This is a genomic window from Corynebacterium halotolerans, assembly GCF_050107895.1.
In the GTDB taxonomy this organism is placed as follows: Bacteria; Actinomycetota; Actinomycetes; order Mycobacteriales; family Mycobacteriaceae; genus Corynebacterium; species Corynebacterium halotolerans_B.
This window is the reverse complement of the sequence record NZ_JBNILW010000002.1, coordinates 128104-141753: the sequence shown is the minus strand read 5'-3', so window position 1 is coordinate 141753 and position 13650 is coordinate 128104. Positions and strand designations below refer to the sequence as shown.

The 13650-nt window shown below is 69.1% G+C and carries 14 protein-coding genes; 10 read left to right on the top strand and 4 right to left on the bottom strand.

Annotation, left to right across the window (positions count from 1 at the left end; genetic code table 11):
• Positions 1 to 4: 4 nt before the first annotated feature.
• The 3 genes from ACQCVD_RS02975 to ACQCVD_RS02965 form a co-directional block, all read right to left on the bottom strand.
• Positions 5 to 3901, bottom strand: a complete 3897-nt coding sequence (locus tag ACQCVD_RS02975; RefSeq protein WP_426822211.1) for a Pls/PosA family non-ribosomal peptide synthetase — start codon at positions 3899 to 3901, stop codon at positions 5 to 7.
• Positions 3902 to 3908: 7 nt separating this feature from the next.
• Positions 3909 to 4355, bottom strand: coding sequence for a MarR family winged helix-turn-helix transcriptional regulator (locus ACQCVD_RS02970; RefSeq protein ID WP_426822210.1), 447 nt, complete (start codon positions 4353 to 4355; stop codon positions 3909 to 3911).
• A 162-nt stretch (positions 4356 to 4517) separates the two neighbouring features.
• Positions 4518 to 4808, bottom strand: a complete 291-nt coding sequence (locus ACQCVD_RS02965) for a rhodanese-like domain-containing protein (protein WP_426822209.1) — start codon at positions 4806 to 4808, stop codon at positions 4518 to 4520.
• 94 nt (positions 4809 to 4902) lie between these two features.
• Between ACQCVD_RS02965 and ACQCVD_RS02960 the strand changes: the two genes are divergently transcribed.
• From ACQCVD_RS02960 to ACQCVD_RS02930, 7 genes are all read left to right on the top strand, one after another.
• A complete protein-coding gene (locus ACQCVD_RS02960; protein ID WP_426822208.1) occupies positions 4903 to 5274 on the top strand; it encodes a hypothetical protein in 372 nt (123 codons plus the stop codon).
• 201 nt (positions 5275 to 5475) lie between these two features.
• Entirely contained in the window at positions 5476 to 6231 is a 756-nt protein-coding gene (locus ACQCVD_RS02955) for a DUF4178 domain-containing protein (protein ID WP_426822207.1), read from the top strand.
• A gap of 105 nt (positions 6232 to 6336) precedes the next feature.
• Entirely contained in the window at positions 6337 to 6954 is a 618-nt protein-coding gene (locus ACQCVD_RS02950; RefSeq protein ID WP_426822206.1) for a DUF4178 domain-containing protein, read from the top strand.
• On the top strand, positions 6955 to 7446 hold the full coding sequence (locus ACQCVD_RS02945; protein WP_426822205.1) for a DUF2617 family protein: 492 nt from the start codon (positions 6955 to 6957) through the stop codon (positions 7444 to 7446). It abuts the gene before it with no gap.
• Positions 7443 to 7856 (top strand): DUF4247 domain-containing protein, encoded by a 414-nt coding sequence (locus ACQCVD_RS02940; RefSeq protein ID WP_426822204.1) that lies wholly within the window; start codon positions 7443 to 7445, stop codon positions 7854 to 7856. The genes ACQCVD_RS02945 and ACQCVD_RS02940 overlap by 4 nt, the downstream gene beginning before the upstream one ends.
• Before the next feature lie 21 nt (positions 7857 to 7877).
• Positions 7878 to 8303, top strand: coding sequence for a DUF350 domain-containing protein (locus ACQCVD_RS02935; RefSeq protein ID WP_426822203.1), 426 nt, complete (start codon positions 7878 to 7880; stop codon positions 8301 to 8303).
• Complete coding sequence (locus ACQCVD_RS02930; RefSeq protein ID WP_426822202.1) at positions 8291 to 9871, top strand: polyamine aminopropyltransferase; 1581 nt, start codon at positions 8291 to 8293, stop codon at positions 9869 to 9871. Before ACQCVD_RS02935 ends, ACQCVD_RS02930 begins: the two co-directional genes overlap by 13 nt.
• A 142-nt stretch (positions 9872 to 10013) precedes the next feature.
• On the opposite strand, the gene ACQCVD_RS02925 is transcribed toward ACQCVD_RS02930, so the two are convergent.
• Positions 10014 to 10490: an inorganic diphosphatase gene (locus ACQCVD_RS02925; RefSeq protein WP_426822201.1), complete on the bottom strand. Its 477-nt coding sequence runs from the start codon at positions 10488 to 10490 to the stop codon at positions 10014 to 10016.
• Positions 10491 to 10568: 78 nt separating this feature from the next.
• On the opposite strand from ACQCVD_RS02925, the gene dacB reads away from it, so the two are divergent.
• The 3 genes from dacB to hpt all read left to right on the top strand — a co-directional run bounded on the left by dacB (position 10569) and on the right by hpt (position 13449).
• Positions 10569 to 11843, top strand: a complete 1275-nt coding sequence (dacB, locus tag ACQCVD_RS02920; protein ID WP_426822200.1) for a D-alanyl-D-alanine carboxypeptidase/D-alanyl-D-alanine endopeptidase — start codon at positions 10569 to 10571, stop codon at positions 11841 to 11843.
• Positions 11843 to 12781 carry a tRNA lysidine(34) synthetase TilS gene (gene tilS, locus ACQCVD_RS02915; protein ID WP_426822199.1) on the top strand — a complete coding sequence of 313 codons (939 nt, stop codon included), beginning with the start codon at positions 11843 to 11845 and terminating at the stop codon, positions 12779 to 12781. Before dacB ends, tilS begins: the two co-directional genes overlap by 1 nt.
• 80 nt (positions 12782 to 12861) lie before the next feature.
• Entirely contained in the window at positions 12862 to 13449 is a 588-nt protein-coding gene (hpt, locus tag ACQCVD_RS02910) for a hypoxanthine phosphoribosyltransferase (RefSeq protein ID WP_426822198.1), read from the top strand.
• Positions 13450 to 13650 lie beyond the last annotated feature (201 nt).

Sequence of the window (13650 nt, the reverse complement as noted above, 5' to 3'; positions counted from 1 at the left end):
GAAGCTACTTCTTCCAGGGCTCGATCGGGTTACCCTGCCAGCGGGTGTTGCCCGGAACCTGATCGCCCCGCATGACCAGGGATCCCGGCCCGACGGTGGCGGCCCCGCCGAGCGATGCCGCGGGCAACGCGACCGAGTGCGCGGCGAGTGTGGCGCCCTCGCCGAGCGTGACGGTGTCCAGGCTCATCACGCGGTCCTGGAACAGGTGGGTCTGCACCACGGTGCCCGGCCCCACGGTCGCGCCCCGGCCGATGTGGATCAGGTCGGTCTCGGGGAACCAGTAGGACTCGATCCAGGCGCCCCGGCCGATCTTCACGCCGAGCAGCCGCAGGGCGGTGTTGATCTGGCCCGTTCCCAGGTTCGGGGTGAGGAACCACGGCGCGGCGACGACCTCGACGAAGGCGTCCTGCAGCTCGTTGAGCCACACGAACCAGGACCACAGCGGGTGGTCGGCGGGCTTGTGTCTGCCCACGCAGAGCCACTTGACCATCACGGTGATCAGTAGCGCGAGGACGCCCACCGCCATGAGGATCACGCCACTGAGCAGCCAGGCCACGCCCAGACCGGTCAGGCCGCCGAACTCGCGCAACAGCAGCTGCATGAGACTGAGCGACAGGGCCAGCAGCATCGCCGAGACCATCGGGGCCAGCATGCGCAGGGTCTCCACGTAACCGCGGGCGAGCTTGACGCCGAAACCCGGGTTGTAGGTCAACGAATCGCCGCCGTCGGCCTCCACCGTGACCCGCCGCATGCGCTCGGGCGGGGAACCCCACCAGTTGGCGTTGGACTTCGTCTTCTTCGGGGTGGAGGAGAGCACCGCCACCAGCGAGTTCTTCGCCAGCTTGCGGCCCGGCCCGGTGATGCCGGAGTTGCCGACGAAGGAGCGCTTGCCCACCCGGGACTGGCCGGCCAGCATCCAGCCGCCACCGAGTTCATAGCCGCCGAGCATGGTGTCATCGGCCAGGAAGGCGCCGTCGCGGATCTCGGAGAGCTTCGGGACCATCACGGCGGTGGAGATCTCCACGTCGCGGCCGATCCGGGCTCCCAGGCTGCGCAGCCAGGCCGGGGTCAGCTGAGAGGCGTAGATCGGGAAGAGGTGGTCGCGCGCGGCGTCCATGAGCCGTTCCGTGGCCCACAGCTGCCAACCCCTGCGCGAGCGCACCGGGGTGACGCCCGGGCTCAGTCCGATGCCCAGGAGGCGTACCCCCAGCCAGGTCAGGACCAGGTAGGTGGCGAACGCCGCGAGGCCACCGAGCGGAGCGAAGAGCAGGGCCCCCACGAAGGCATTCCCGCCGGTCAGCTGCAGCAGCGCGATCACCGCGGCCACGCCGACGCCGAGGGCGACCAGTGGCAGCAGGGACAGCAGGATCGAGGTCAGACCGTAGATGGGCACCCAGTGGCTGCGCTTGGCCGGATGGTAGTCCGGGAAACGGTGCTTGGAACGGCCGACCTTGACGGCGGGGCTGCCCGACCAACGGGCGTTGGCCTTGACGGGCTTGTCCCCGGTGACGGTGGAACCGGCCTCGATGTGGGCGTCCGCACCGATGACGGTGCCGGGCAGGAGGGTGGACCGGGCGCCGACGCGGGCGTTGGCACCGATCTTGATCTCGCCGACCCGCAGGATGTCGCCGTCGATCCAATAACCGGACAGGTCAACCTCGGGTTCGATGGAGCTGTGCTTGCCCAGGGTCAGCAGGCCGGTCACCGGCGGCAGGGAGTGCAGGTCGACGCCGCGGCCGACCTTCACGCCGAGCGAGCGGGAGTAGTAGTTCACCCAGGTCGCCCCGGCGATGTCGCGGGCTCCGGATGCGTCGGAGAGCCGCTCGGCGGCCCAGATGCGCAGGTGGACACCCCCGCCCCGCGGGTAACTGCCGGGGGTGATGCCCGCGGTGATGAGGCGGGCCCCCCAGCCACCGATCGGCAGGCGGCCGAACGGTGTGGCCAGGACCACGACCATGGCGATCACCGCCCACCACGGCAGGGCGACGGCCCAGTCGGCGCCGAGCTCCGCCGCGACATTGTTGATCAGTGCCAGCCACGCCACCCAGGAACCGGCCCGCAGGGTCATGATCGGCAGTTGGATCAGCGCCTGCAGCAGGCGCGTGCCGACGCCGACCGGGGAGACCTGGCGCGGTGGTGCGGGCGGGGCGTCGTCAAGCGAAACCCCGGATCGGGCGGCGATGCCCTCCACGGTCTCCGCGAAGGAACCGAGACGGGGGTGATCGTAGAGGTCGCGGACGGCGACGGTGGCCACCTTCTCACGCACGCGGCCGACCAGGGTGGCCGCGGCCAGTGAGGAGCCGCCCAGGGAGAAGAAGTCGGCGTCGGCGTCCGGGACGGACACCCCCAGGACGTCGACCCAGATATTGGCCAGCCAGGACTCGGTCTCCGTCAGCCCCTCGGCCTCCACGGTGACACCGGGCAGTGGCCAGGGCAGGGCCTTCTTGTCCACCTTGCCGGAGGTGGTCACCGGCAGATCGTCCAGGACGCACACGCGGGGGACCAGAGCGGCGGGCATGGTCTCGGCCAGGCGCTCGGCGGCGCCGTCGTGGTCGAAGTCGGCCGCCTCGTCCTCGAGGGAGACGTAGGCGACCAGGACCTTCTGGTCCGCCCCGGTGGTCTGGACGATCACGGCGGAGGAACGCACGTTGGGCAGGGCGGCGACGTTCGCGTCGACCTCGCCGAGCTCGATGCGGCGGCCGCCGATCTTGACCTGGTCGTCCACGCGGCCGACGAAGTAGAGGCCGTCCTCCTCCAGACGGACGTGGTCGCCGGAGCGGTAGGCGCGCGCCCATCCGACGGATGGCAGGGGAGCGTACTTCTCCTTGTCCTTGGCCGGATCCAGGTAGCGGGCCAGGCCGACGCCGCCGATCACGAGCTCGCCGGTCTCGCCGACACCCACGGGGTTGCCCTCGGGGTCTACGACGACGAGGTCCCAGCCGGCCAACGGCAGCCCGATGCCCACCGGCTGGCCCGGGTGGAGCTGCTGGGCGGAGGCTACGACGGTGGCCTCGGTCGGGCCGTAGGTGTTCCACATCTCGCGGTCGGCGGTGGCCAACCGTTCCACCAGCTCCTGGGAACAGGCCTCGCCGCCCACGATGAGCAGGCGCACATGGTCCAGGGCCTCGGCGGGCCAGAGGCCGGCCAGCGTGGGCACGGTGGACACGACGGTGATGTCGCGGCGGATCAGCCAGGGACCCAGGTCCATGCCGGAGCGCACGAGCGAACGCGGGGCCGGCACCAGGCAGGCGCCATGTCCCCAGGCCAGCCACATCTCCTCGCAGGAGGCGTCGAAGGCCACGGAGAGGCCGGCCAGCACGCGGTCGTCCGGGCCCAACGGGCCACCGGGGGAGTCGACCAGGAACAGCCGGGCCTCGGCGTCGACGAACGCGGCCGCCGAACGGTGGCTGACGGCCACGCCCTTCGGCTTACCGGTGGAACCGGAGGTGAAGATGATCCAGGCGGCGTCATCCAGGCGCGGGCGGCGGGTGTCACCGCCGGCGGTCGGGCGCAGCATGCGGAAGCCCTCGTCGGTGAACACACCGTTGATGGCAGCCTCTCCGAAGACCATGTCCGCGCGCTCGTCCGGGTCATCGGCGTCGACCGGTACGTAGGCGGCGCCGGCGGCGATGGTGGCCAGGATCGCGATATAGAGGTCCCGCGTGCCGGAGGCCATGCGCACGCCGATGCGGTCGCCGCGGCGCACCCCGTTGGCGTGGAGTTCGGCGGCCAGCTCGTGGACCGCATCCATCAGCTCGGCGTAGGTGATGACCTCGCCGTCGTCGATGGCGGCGGCCTCCGGGTGGGTGGCGGCCGTGGTGGCCAGCACCTCATAGAGGGTGCGTTTCTCCGGTGCGTCGCGGGCGCAGAGATACTGCGCCGGCACCTTGCTCAGCGACACGGCGCGCTCAGTCCTCCTCGGCGGCGATGATGGCGGCGGCGAGCTTGCGCAGGTGCTTGAGCTGCTTGGAGGTGGACTCGTCCAGGGCCCGGTCCTCGGCGGCGGTGACCACCTCGGCCAGCTTCTCCTGGGCGTTGCGGCCCTTCTTGGTCGGGGTCACGATCTGGCGGCGGCGGTCCTTCGGGTCCCGCTCCCGGGCGGCCCAACCGTGTTCTTCCAGGGCGTCGATCAACCGCACCATGTCCGAGGCGTCGATGACCAGCAGTTCCGAGAGGGCGGACTGGCTGGCGGCGTCACGGTGCACGAGGCAGGTCAGCACCCAGTACTCACGCAGGGAGGTGTTCTCCGCGTTCAGGGCGTGCTCGGCCTCGTCGCGGGTGCGACGGCGCAGGCGCTCCAACTGGAAGGACGGTGATTCCAGGAGCGCAGTGGGGAGATCGTGGTGGGATGGCATGGCATCATGCTATTCCACCCACCATAGCTCTGTAAAATGATGGGCTGTGGCCAACTATTTCCGCGGGTAATTGTTTCCCGGGTGACGGGGTAGACCCCTGGAGCAGGGGCGGCGGCCCCGGGCCTTGTCTCAGCAGACCGCCCCGCCGGGGAAGTCTGGGGTCTAGTCGGTGGGCAGTCCCGCCGCGACCCAGGCGTCCGTGCCGCCCTCGACGTTGATCACGTTCGCGCCCTGGGCCTGCTCCAGGTACTGGCCCACCTGCATCGAACGGCCGCCGGCCTTGCAGATGACATAGACCTCGCGGGTGGTGTCCACCTCATCCAGCCGCGAGGTGAACTCGCTCATCGGGATATGGACGGCGCCCCTGGCGTGCCCTGCCGCCCATTCGTCGTTTTCGCGGACGTCGATCAGCTGGACGTCGGCCGGAACTTCGGTGACTCGGACGTTTCTCATGTCTGTTCATGCTCCTTGGTGCAGTAGTCTTTCGGTCTGTCGTCCAAGCGTAATTGACTGCGCTGGGCAGCTGCTGGATGTGGAGGGAAAACCGGTGGAACTGGCCGATCGTCGCGCGTTGACCCGTTCGTTGACCTGGCGGCTGCTGCTGGTCACCGTCCTCACCTTCGCCGCCGGTGCGGGCTTTCTCCAGTTCGGCCCGCTCATGGAGCTCGGTGTCATCATGCTCACCCTGAGCGCGCTCTGCATGCCCGTGGCGGTGCTCTGTCTGGCCGGGGTGGCGCTGCGGGCTCCCGCGGACCGGCTCCCGCGCTGGCTGCTGCTGACCGGGGCGGTGAGCTCCCCGGTGCTGTTCACCTGGGTGCTCCTCGGTGCTCCGGACTGGGTGGTGGTGGCCCTGGCGGCCACGGTCTGGTTGCTGGTGGTGGGCGTGATCGCCGGCGTGGCGCTGGCGGTGCTGCGGTAGGAACTGGGCAGGGGCCATCGACCGGCACCGGGGGCGCCGGGGCACCGCGTCGTCCCTCGCCCTGCTCCGCGGCGCGGTGGCCGGAAGGCGCACGGGGGAGACGCCGGAAGACGCGGAACTTTTGACGGGATTCGGCGTCGTCCGGTGACCAGGTAGTCTGGTCGGGACTTTCCCCCGAGAACACAAAGGGAGTTTTCGCGTATGGGCATCTGGATCTGGGTGATCCTGGCCGTGCTGATCATCCTCGCCGGACTGGCGTTGCTGATGGGACGGAGGAGGGATGAGTCGCGCGGAGCGGTCGAACCGGTCTCTCCCGGGGATGATCTCGAGGAGGCTGAGGCCCACGAGGCCCTCGAGGTCCACGATCCCCACGAGGCCAGGGTGTCCGGGGAGGGGCCGGAACGCTCCCCGGCCGATGCGCCGACCGAGGACGACGGGGCGGAGCCGGCACTCAACTTCGCGTTCGACGGGGTGACGGGGGCGGACCGGTTCGGCCCGGCGGTTCTCGCCGCCGGTTCCCGGATCTCCAAGGACGGGCAAACCTACCTCATCGCCGGCACCGGGGCGCTGAAATTCGAGGAGGAGATCTGGTACGAACACCTCCTGCAGGGTGGGGATTCCCCGCACTGGCTCAGCGTGGAGAACATCGACGGCCACATCCGCCTCGGCTGGTGGACGAACCGGGCCGAGCTCGGAAGCGACGACACCGTGGAGCAGATCCCGGTGGACGGCAGGGAATACCACCGGCTGACCGAAGGCGACGGGGTGTTCGCCGTCTCCGGGCTGACCGGCGCGGTCACGCAGGGGGAATACCGCTTCGTGGATTTTGCCACCGAGGGCAGCCGGCAGCTCCTGCGCTTCGAGACCTGGGGCGAGGACGCCACCCCGGGAGCGTCCACCGGTCACTTCATCTCCCATGAGGACATCGAGGTGCATCCGCCGGAGCCGCGCGGCTGACCGCGGCATCCGCCCCAGGCTCCGGGAATCCCCCGATGTGCGTGTCCAGCCCGCCCGGTATGCTGACCGCCGTAACCCCACCGATAAGAGGAAGACAAGACAATCATGAGCAGCTCCGTTTGGCTGGTACTCGCCGTGATCCTGGTGATCGTGGCGGTCGTGTTCCTGATCATCTCGGTCCGCAAGCGCGATGAGGACGGGATCGGCGAACAGCCGTCGACCCGCCGGGACATGTTCCAGGAGTCAGACGGCTCCGCGAACTTCAGCCCCAGCAAGCTCGGGCCGGGTGCGATCATCAGCTACGGCGGCATCGACTACGTGATCCGCGGTGCCATCCGCCTGCGTCAGGGGCAGTACACCTGGCACGAGTACCTGCTCGAGGGCGGCAAGGGCGCAGAGTGGCTGTCCGTGGAGTATGACGAGGGCCAGCTCAACCTCGGCTGGTGGCTGTCGCGCAAGGACCTGGACCTGGAGCCGGCCCAGGAGCTGACCGTGGAGGGCACGCGTTACCGCAAGGTGGAGAGTGGCGTCGGTGAGTACACCACGGAGGGCACCACCGGGCTCGGGGAGCGGGGCCGCTACAAGTACTGGGACATGGCCGAGACCGGCGGCAACCGCCTGCTCGGCCTGGAGGTCTACGGCGAGGACGGCCCCACCGAGGCCTCCCTCGGCTGGAAGATCCTGCCCGGCGAGATCACGGTCTACCCCGCCCCGGGGAACTAGATGCTGCGCCAGCTCGACATCGCGATCAAGGACGTCCGCGCCGCCGGCCTCGGGGTCGCCTGGAACGGGCCCCTCCCGGACATCCTCGCGGACCTGCTCATCGACGCCCCGGACGGTTCGTCTGTGCTGCACCTCGCCGTGATCGGGGGCTCCCACGTGGTCACCGTGGAGGCCCCGACCGGCCGGTTCCGGGAGGAGATCTCCTGCACGGCCACCGGGGCCCGGCACCCGTTGCCGGCCCGGGTGGACCAGCCCGGATATTCGCTGGCCACCTCGGTGGATGTGCTGGAACCGGCGGCGTTCTCCATCCGCGCCGAAGCCATTGCCGCCGGTGGGTCAGACTGGTTGATCGTGGAGTTCCCGGGCACCGGCCCGCACCACCTGACGGCCCTGCGTGGGAAGTGGGTGACTGACCACTGGCAGTGGTGGACCCATCACCTCTACCCCGGGGAACTGACGATCGTGAGTACAAGGAGCACCTACCGACCATGAGCGCGAAACGAGCCCGCACCATCGGCATCATCGCCCTGATCCTCGCGATCATCTGTTTCTTCGGTGCCCTGATCGCCCACAACTCCATCGGGGAACGGATCTCATCGCGGTGGGAAGGGGCGAACGGCAGCTACTCCTGCGCCGGGGAGACCGGCGTGGCCGATGACATCGCCGGCATGCGTAACCCGACCGCCCGGGCCACGGACCCCAACACCGGCGATGAGTACCTGCGGTTCGGCAACAACGTGATCATCGTCTCCGGCGAGGGTACCCCGGACTGCCGGATCACCATGGAAGACCTCGACCGGGTCAACAGCGGCACGTTCATCTGGCTCGGCGGTGGTTTCGCTCCCCCCGCCCCCAGCGGTTCCAGTGGCGGGTCGTCCGGTTCCGGCGGCGGCGTGAAGTAGAAACCCACTAAGGAGAAAACAATGACCGACTACCTGGTCACCGGTGTCACGGGCACCCTCGCATATTTCGTTCTCGCCGCGGTCATTCTGGTCGTCGGCTTCGTCATCCTCGACCTGATCACCCCGGGAAAGCTCCACGAGCTGGTCTTCATCCACCACCTGCCCAACGCCGCGGTGATCACCTCGGCCCAGCAGATCGCCATCGGCATCATCGTGGTCACCGCCGTCATCAACTCCTCCGACGTCCTGGTGGAGGGCCTGATCGAGACGGCGGTGTTCGGTGTGCTCGGCATCGTGATCCAGGTGGTCGTGATGCTGTTGCTGGAGGCACTGACCCCGGGTCGTTTCCGGGACCTGGTGGAGGACCCGAAGCTGCGCTCCGGGGCCGTGGTGGCCGCCGTGCTGCTGGTCGTGGTGGGGGCAGTTAACGCTGCATGTCTGACCTAGCTACCGGAACCGGTCCGGCGGTGCGCCCGGTGCAGCTGGGCCGACTCTGGCGGTGGCTGCTGCTGGTGTCTGTGGCGGTCTGCGCAGCCTCCGGCCTGGTCTATGAACTGGCGCTGGTCTCCCTGTCCACCAGCCTCAACGGCGGCGGCATCGTGGAGACTTCCCTGATCGTGGCCGGCTATGTGGCTGCTCTCGGCTTGGGGGCCCTGTGCGCCAAGCCCTTTCTGCGCTGGCCGGCCCAGACCTTCCTGGCCGTGGAGACTCTGCTGGGACTGATCGGCGGCACCTCCGCCATCATCCTCTACCTGACCTTCGCCACGATCGGCCAGTCCATCTGGGTGCTCGTGCTGGCCACCGCCCTGATCGGCATCCTCGTCGGAGCGGAACTGCCGCTGCTGATGACGATGATCCAGCAGGGCCGGGTCGCCGACGCCCGGACCACCGGATCCCTGCTGGCCACACTGAACGCCGCCGACTATCTGGGCGCCCTGATCGGCGGGCTGGCCTGGCCCTTCCTCCTGTTGCCCTGGCTCGGCATGATGCGCGGGGCCGCGGCCGCCGGCATGATTAACCTGCTGGCCGCCCTCTTCGTCGGCTGTGTGCTGCTGCGGCACCTGCTGCCGGTCCGCCAGTTCGCCGTGTCGGTCACAGCTCTGCTGGTGGCGATCTTCCTGCTGGCCGTGCTGCTCATCCGTTCCGACGGCATCGTGGCCACCGCCCGACAGCAGCTCTACTCCGATCCGGTCATCTACGCCGGGCAGTCCGACTACCAGGACATCGTGGTGACCCAACGCGGTGATGACCGCCGCCTGTTCCTCAACGGCGGCCTGCAGTACTCCACCCGCGATGAACACCGCTACACCGAATCGCTGGTCTACCCAGTGCTGCACGGGGAAGCCAGGGACGTGCTCATCATCGGGGGCGGCGACGGCCTGGCCGCCCGCGAGCTGCTCCAGTTCCCGGACATGAGGATCACCCAGGTGGAACTGGATCCCGAGGTCATCGAGGTGGCCAATACCGTGCTGCTCGAGGACAACGGAGGGGCAATGCAGGATCCCCGGGTGGAGGTGATCGCCGATGACGCCTTCACCTGGCTGCGCGGCGGCGGCGCGGAGGGCAACCGCTACGACGCCATCATCGTGGACCTGCCCGACCCGAACAATGACCAGATGGCCCGGCTCTACTCACAGGAGTTCTATACCCTGGCCCGCGCCCGACTGAATGAGGGCGGCCGGATGGTGGTGCAGTCCTCCAGCGCCTACACCACCCCGGACGTGTTCTGGCGCATCAGCTCGACCCTCACGGCCGCCGGCTGCGACCGGGTGATTCCCTACCACGTGCATGTGCCCACCTTCGGGGACTGGGGCTTCCAGCTCTGCGGGCCCACCGGAACGGAGTTGGGAATCAGGGACGACGCCCCACCGCTGGAGTACCTCAATGACGAGGTCCTGGCCGCCGCCGGGGTGTTCGGCATGGACAACCAGCCGCGCGAGCTCGCCCCGTCCACGCTGGATCATCCGCGGGTGGTCGAGGATCTGCGGCGCGGTTACCGGCAGGCGGGGGAGTAGCGGCGCACCGGGTAACCGGGCAGCGCTGCCGCCACCTGCCGCGGTAGGAGGAAGAAAAGAGCCGGCGCTTCGCCTCTGCAGGCGAAACACCGGCTCACTACCACCCCGCACCCGCGGGGCTGGTCAGCGTCGGATCAGCAGACTACTTGCCGTAGCGCTCCACGGACTCCTGGTAGATCTTCTCGGCCTCGGCCTTGCCGGCCCAGCCGGAACCCTCGACGTACTTGTTCGGCTCCAGGTCCTTGTAGTGGACGAAGAAGTGCTCGATCTCCTTCTTGACGAAGTCATCGACGTCGTCGATGTCCTGGAACTCGTCGTAGCGCGGGTCGTCGAGGACGCACAGCAGCTTGTCGTCGCCGCCGGCCTCATCGGTCATCTTGAACACGCCGATGATGCGGGACTTGACGATCACGCCGGGGAAGACCGGCTCGGGCAGGAGGACCATCGCATCCAGCGGGTCGCCGTCCTCACCCAGGGTGTGGTCGATGAAGCCGTAGTCGGACGGGTAGGACATCGCGGTGAACAGGTAGCGGTCGAGGTAGATCTTGCCGGTCTCGTGATCGACCTCGTACTTGTTGCGCGAACCCTTGGGGATCTCGATGGTCACTTCGATGCTCATGGATGCTCCGATTCTGCTCAGGCGGATTTTGGCAGTCACCATCTTAACCCCCGGCCTTGAGGCGCTACGCTGTTACCGATGCTTAAGAAGGTGTGGTGGATCAGCTCGGCGGTCATCGCCGGTCTGGCGGTGGCGGGTGTGGCCACGGTCGGCGTCGTGGCGAATGAACGCTACGGCGATCTCGAACATGCCCCGGCACTCTCGCTGGCGGCGCCCGACCCGAACCTGGTCCCGGCGCACGCGGATCCCGCGGACGTGGACAACGCCGGGCTGCACGCCACGCTCACCGAGCTGGCCGCGACCCCGGCGCTGGGCACCTTCGGCGGGCAGGTCACCGACGCCGAGACCGGCGAGGTCGTCTGGTCCCAGAACCCGGGCCAGGCGCTGCGGCCGGCCTCGGCCACCAAGCTGCTGACCTCCTCGGCGGCCCTGCTGGAGCTGGACCACGCGAAACGCCTGACCACCGAGGTCGTGGCCGGCGAGCAGCCGGGCACGGTGGTGGTGAAGGCGGCCGGGGACGTGTGGTTGACCCCGGAGCGGATCACGGAACTGGCGGAGCAGATCGGCCAGGCGGACACGGTGCTCATCGACACCTCCGCCTGGACCGGCTCGACCTACCTGGACAGCTGGGACGACGGCAACGTCGACGGCGGCTACGTCGCCCCCATGGAACCGGCCATGATCCACCAGGGCCGCATCGGGGCGACCGGGGGCGACATCCCCCGCAGCCACACCCCGGCCCTCGACGTCGCCGCTGCGCTGGCGGCGGAACTGGGGGCGGACCATGACACCGGCACCGCCCCCGCGGATGCCGAGGTACTCGCCACCACCGAATCGCCGACCCTGATCGACCGGGTCATCGAGACGATGATCCACTCCGACAACGTCATGGCCGAGGCCATCGGCCGGGAGCTCGCGGCCGAACGCGGCAGAACCCGGGACTTCGCCGGCGCCACCGAGGCCACCCTCGCGGTCCTGTCCGAGCACGGTTTCGACACCTCCGCCACACAGCTCCACGACAACTCCGGGCTCTCCCCGGACAACCGCATCACCCCCGAGCTGCTCGAAGCCCTGTTGCACGACGCCGCGACCGGCTCCCCGTTGACGGACGTCCTCCGCACCCTGCCTGTCGGCGGCGGCACCGGCACGCTGGTGGACCGCTACGGCGACCTCGCCGGCCGCGGCTGGGTGCGCGCCAAGACCGGCACGCTGACCGACACCTCCGCCCTCGCCGGCGTGGTCACCGCCGAAAGCGGCCGCGTCTACACCTTCGCCCTGCTCAGCAACGATGCCCCGATCCTGGGGCAGCGCGTGGCCCTGGACACCTTCGCCTCCGCCATCCGGACCAGCTGATGCCCCGGTTCCTCGGTGATGTGGAGCTGCCCAAGGACCCGCCGTACTTCCATCAGCTGCGCCGGGCGGTCCGGTCCCACCTGCACCGCTACCCCGCGGCTGCCGTGGTGGTCGGTCTGTCCGGCGGGGCGGACTCCCTGGCACTGACGGCCGCCGCGCTCGCCGAGGGGGTGGGCGTGCACGCCGTCTGCGTGGATCATCAGCTCCAGCCCGGTTCAGACACCGTCGCCGGGCAGGCCGCCGCCACCGCCTGCCGCCTAGGGGCCACCGCCGAGGTGGTGGCCGTGCATGTCGATCAGCACGGGTCCATGGAGGCGAATGCGCGCCGGGCCCGCTACGCCGCGCTGCACGAGGCGGCGGCCGACCGGTCCATCTGGGTGGGCCACACCGCCGATGACCAGGCGGAAACCCTGCTCCTGCGGGCCGCCCGGGGCACCGCCGCCGGCATGCTGCCCGTCACCGGCCAGGTGCACCGCCCGCTGCTGCCGCAGTCCCGGGCCGCCACCGCCGCCGCATGCGCGGAACTGGGTCTGCAACCCTGGCAGGACCCGCAGAACACCGATGAGGCCTTCGCCCGGGTGGGGGTGCGGCAGCGGGTGATCCCGTTGTTGACCGAGGTCTTCGACCGTGACGTCACGGGTCCCCTGGCGCGGGCGGCACAGGTGGCCGCGGAGGACGCGGCGGCCCTGGACGCGATCGTCGGGGAGCAGGCTGAACTGGGGGAGGAGTGCGCCGGGGAACCGGACGCGCTGCGACGCCGCCGTATCGCGGCCTTCCTGCACCACCACGGCGGTGCCGTCAACGCCGGAACCCTGGCGCGGGTGGACGCACTGCTGACGGACTGGCACGGGCAGGGGCCGGTGGCGGTGGGCGGAAACGCGGCGGCGCGACTGGTGGTGCGCCGGGTGGGCGCCCGGCTGGAGGTAGGTTCGGAGTGACTTCGGGCGGTGGCTAAGGTGGCAGTAGTATTGCGCTTGAGCTTTGTCCTTAAGGTCCTTGAAGGAGAGGGAGCCCCCAGATGCACGACAAGAAGGACTTCAATGTCCCGGAAAACAAGTACGGCAACGACGTGGAGGCGGTCCTCGTCAGTGAGGAGCAGCTGAAGGAGCGGATCCGGGAGATGGCCGCCAAGGTCTCCGAGACCTACGGCGACAGCGAGGAGGACCTCCTGCTGATCGGTGTGCTCAAGGGCGCGGTGTTCTTCATCACCGATTTCGCCCGGGAACTGGGTATTCCCAGCCAGGTCGAGTTCATGGCGGTGTCCTCCTACGGCAATTCCACCAACTCCTCCGGCGTGGTGCGCATCCTCAAGGACCTGGACCGCGACATCCAGGACCGGCACGTGATGATCGTCGAGGACATCATCGATTCCGGCCTGACCCTGTCCTGGCTGCTGAAGAACCTGCGCAACCGCCACCCGAAGTCGCTCGAGGTCATCACCCTGCTGCGCAAGCCCGAGGTGCAGACCGCCCAGGTCGATCTCTTCGACGTCGGCTTCGAGATCCCCAACGAGTTCGTGATCGGCTACGGCCTGGACTACTCCGAGCGCTACCGTGACCTGCCCTATGTGGGCACCCTGCACCCGGACGTCTACTCCAACAAGTAGCCCGGCGGGTTCCAGAAACTACGGGTGCCGTGGCACCGGGGCGGGAACGATTCCGTCCGGAGAAACGTTGAACAGCAGGTAAGCACTGCGAATCTCCCCCGTCCGCCGGCCGGCCGCGGCCCCACCGGTCCAGCCACCCCGGCGTCGACTCCGTAACCAGAAAGGCCCAGGCCGAGCGACCCAGATCCCCCGGCTTCATCC

Coding starts and splice junctions, on each gene's coding strand:
- ACQCVD_RS02970 (WP_426822210.1), bottom strand. CDS start 4,355: ATGCCATCCCACCACGATCTCCCCACTGCGCTCCTGGAATCACCGTCC.
- ACQCVD_RS02965 (WP_426822209.1), bottom strand. CDS start 4,808: ATGAGAAACGTCCGAGTCACCGAAGTTCCGGCCGACGTCCAGCTGATC.
- ACQCVD_RS02955 (WP_426822207.1), top strand. CDS start 5,476: ATGGGCATCTGGATCTGGGTGATCCTGGCCGTGCTGATCATCCTCGCC.
- ACQCVD_RS02950 (WP_426822206.1), top strand. CDS start 6,337: ATGAGCAGCTCCGTTTGGCTGGTACTCGCCGTGATCCTGGTGATCGTG.
- ACQCVD_RS02945 (WP_426822205.1), top strand. CDS start 6,955: ATGCTGCGCCAGCTCGACATCGCGATCAAGGACGTCCGCGCCGCCGGC.
- ACQCVD_RS02940 (WP_426822204.1), top strand. CDS start 7,443: ATGAGCGCGAAACGAGCCCGCACCATCGGCATCATCGCCCTGATCCTC.
- ACQCVD_RS02935 (WP_426822203.1), top strand. CDS start 7,878: ATGACCGACTACCTGGTCACCGGTGTCACGGGCACCCTCGCATATTTC.
- ACQCVD_RS02930 (WP_426822202.1), top strand. CDS start 8,291: ATGTCTGACCTAGCTACCGGAACCGGTCCGGCGGTGCGCCCGGTGCAG.
- ACQCVD_RS02925 (WP_426822201.1), bottom strand. CDS start 10,490: ATGAGCATCGAAGTGACCATCGAGATCCCCAAGGGTTCGCGCAACAAG.
- dacB (WP_426822200.1), top strand. CDS start 10,569: ATGCTTAAGAAGGTGTGGTGGATCAGCTCGGCGGTCATCGCCGGTCTG.
- tilS (WP_426822199.1), top strand. CDS start 11,843: ATGCCCCGGTTCCTCGGTGATGTGGAGCTGCCCAAGGACCCGCCGTAC.
- hpt (WP_426822198.1), top strand. CDS start 12,862: ATGCACGACAAGAAGGACTTCAATGTCCCGGAAAACAAGTACGGCAAC.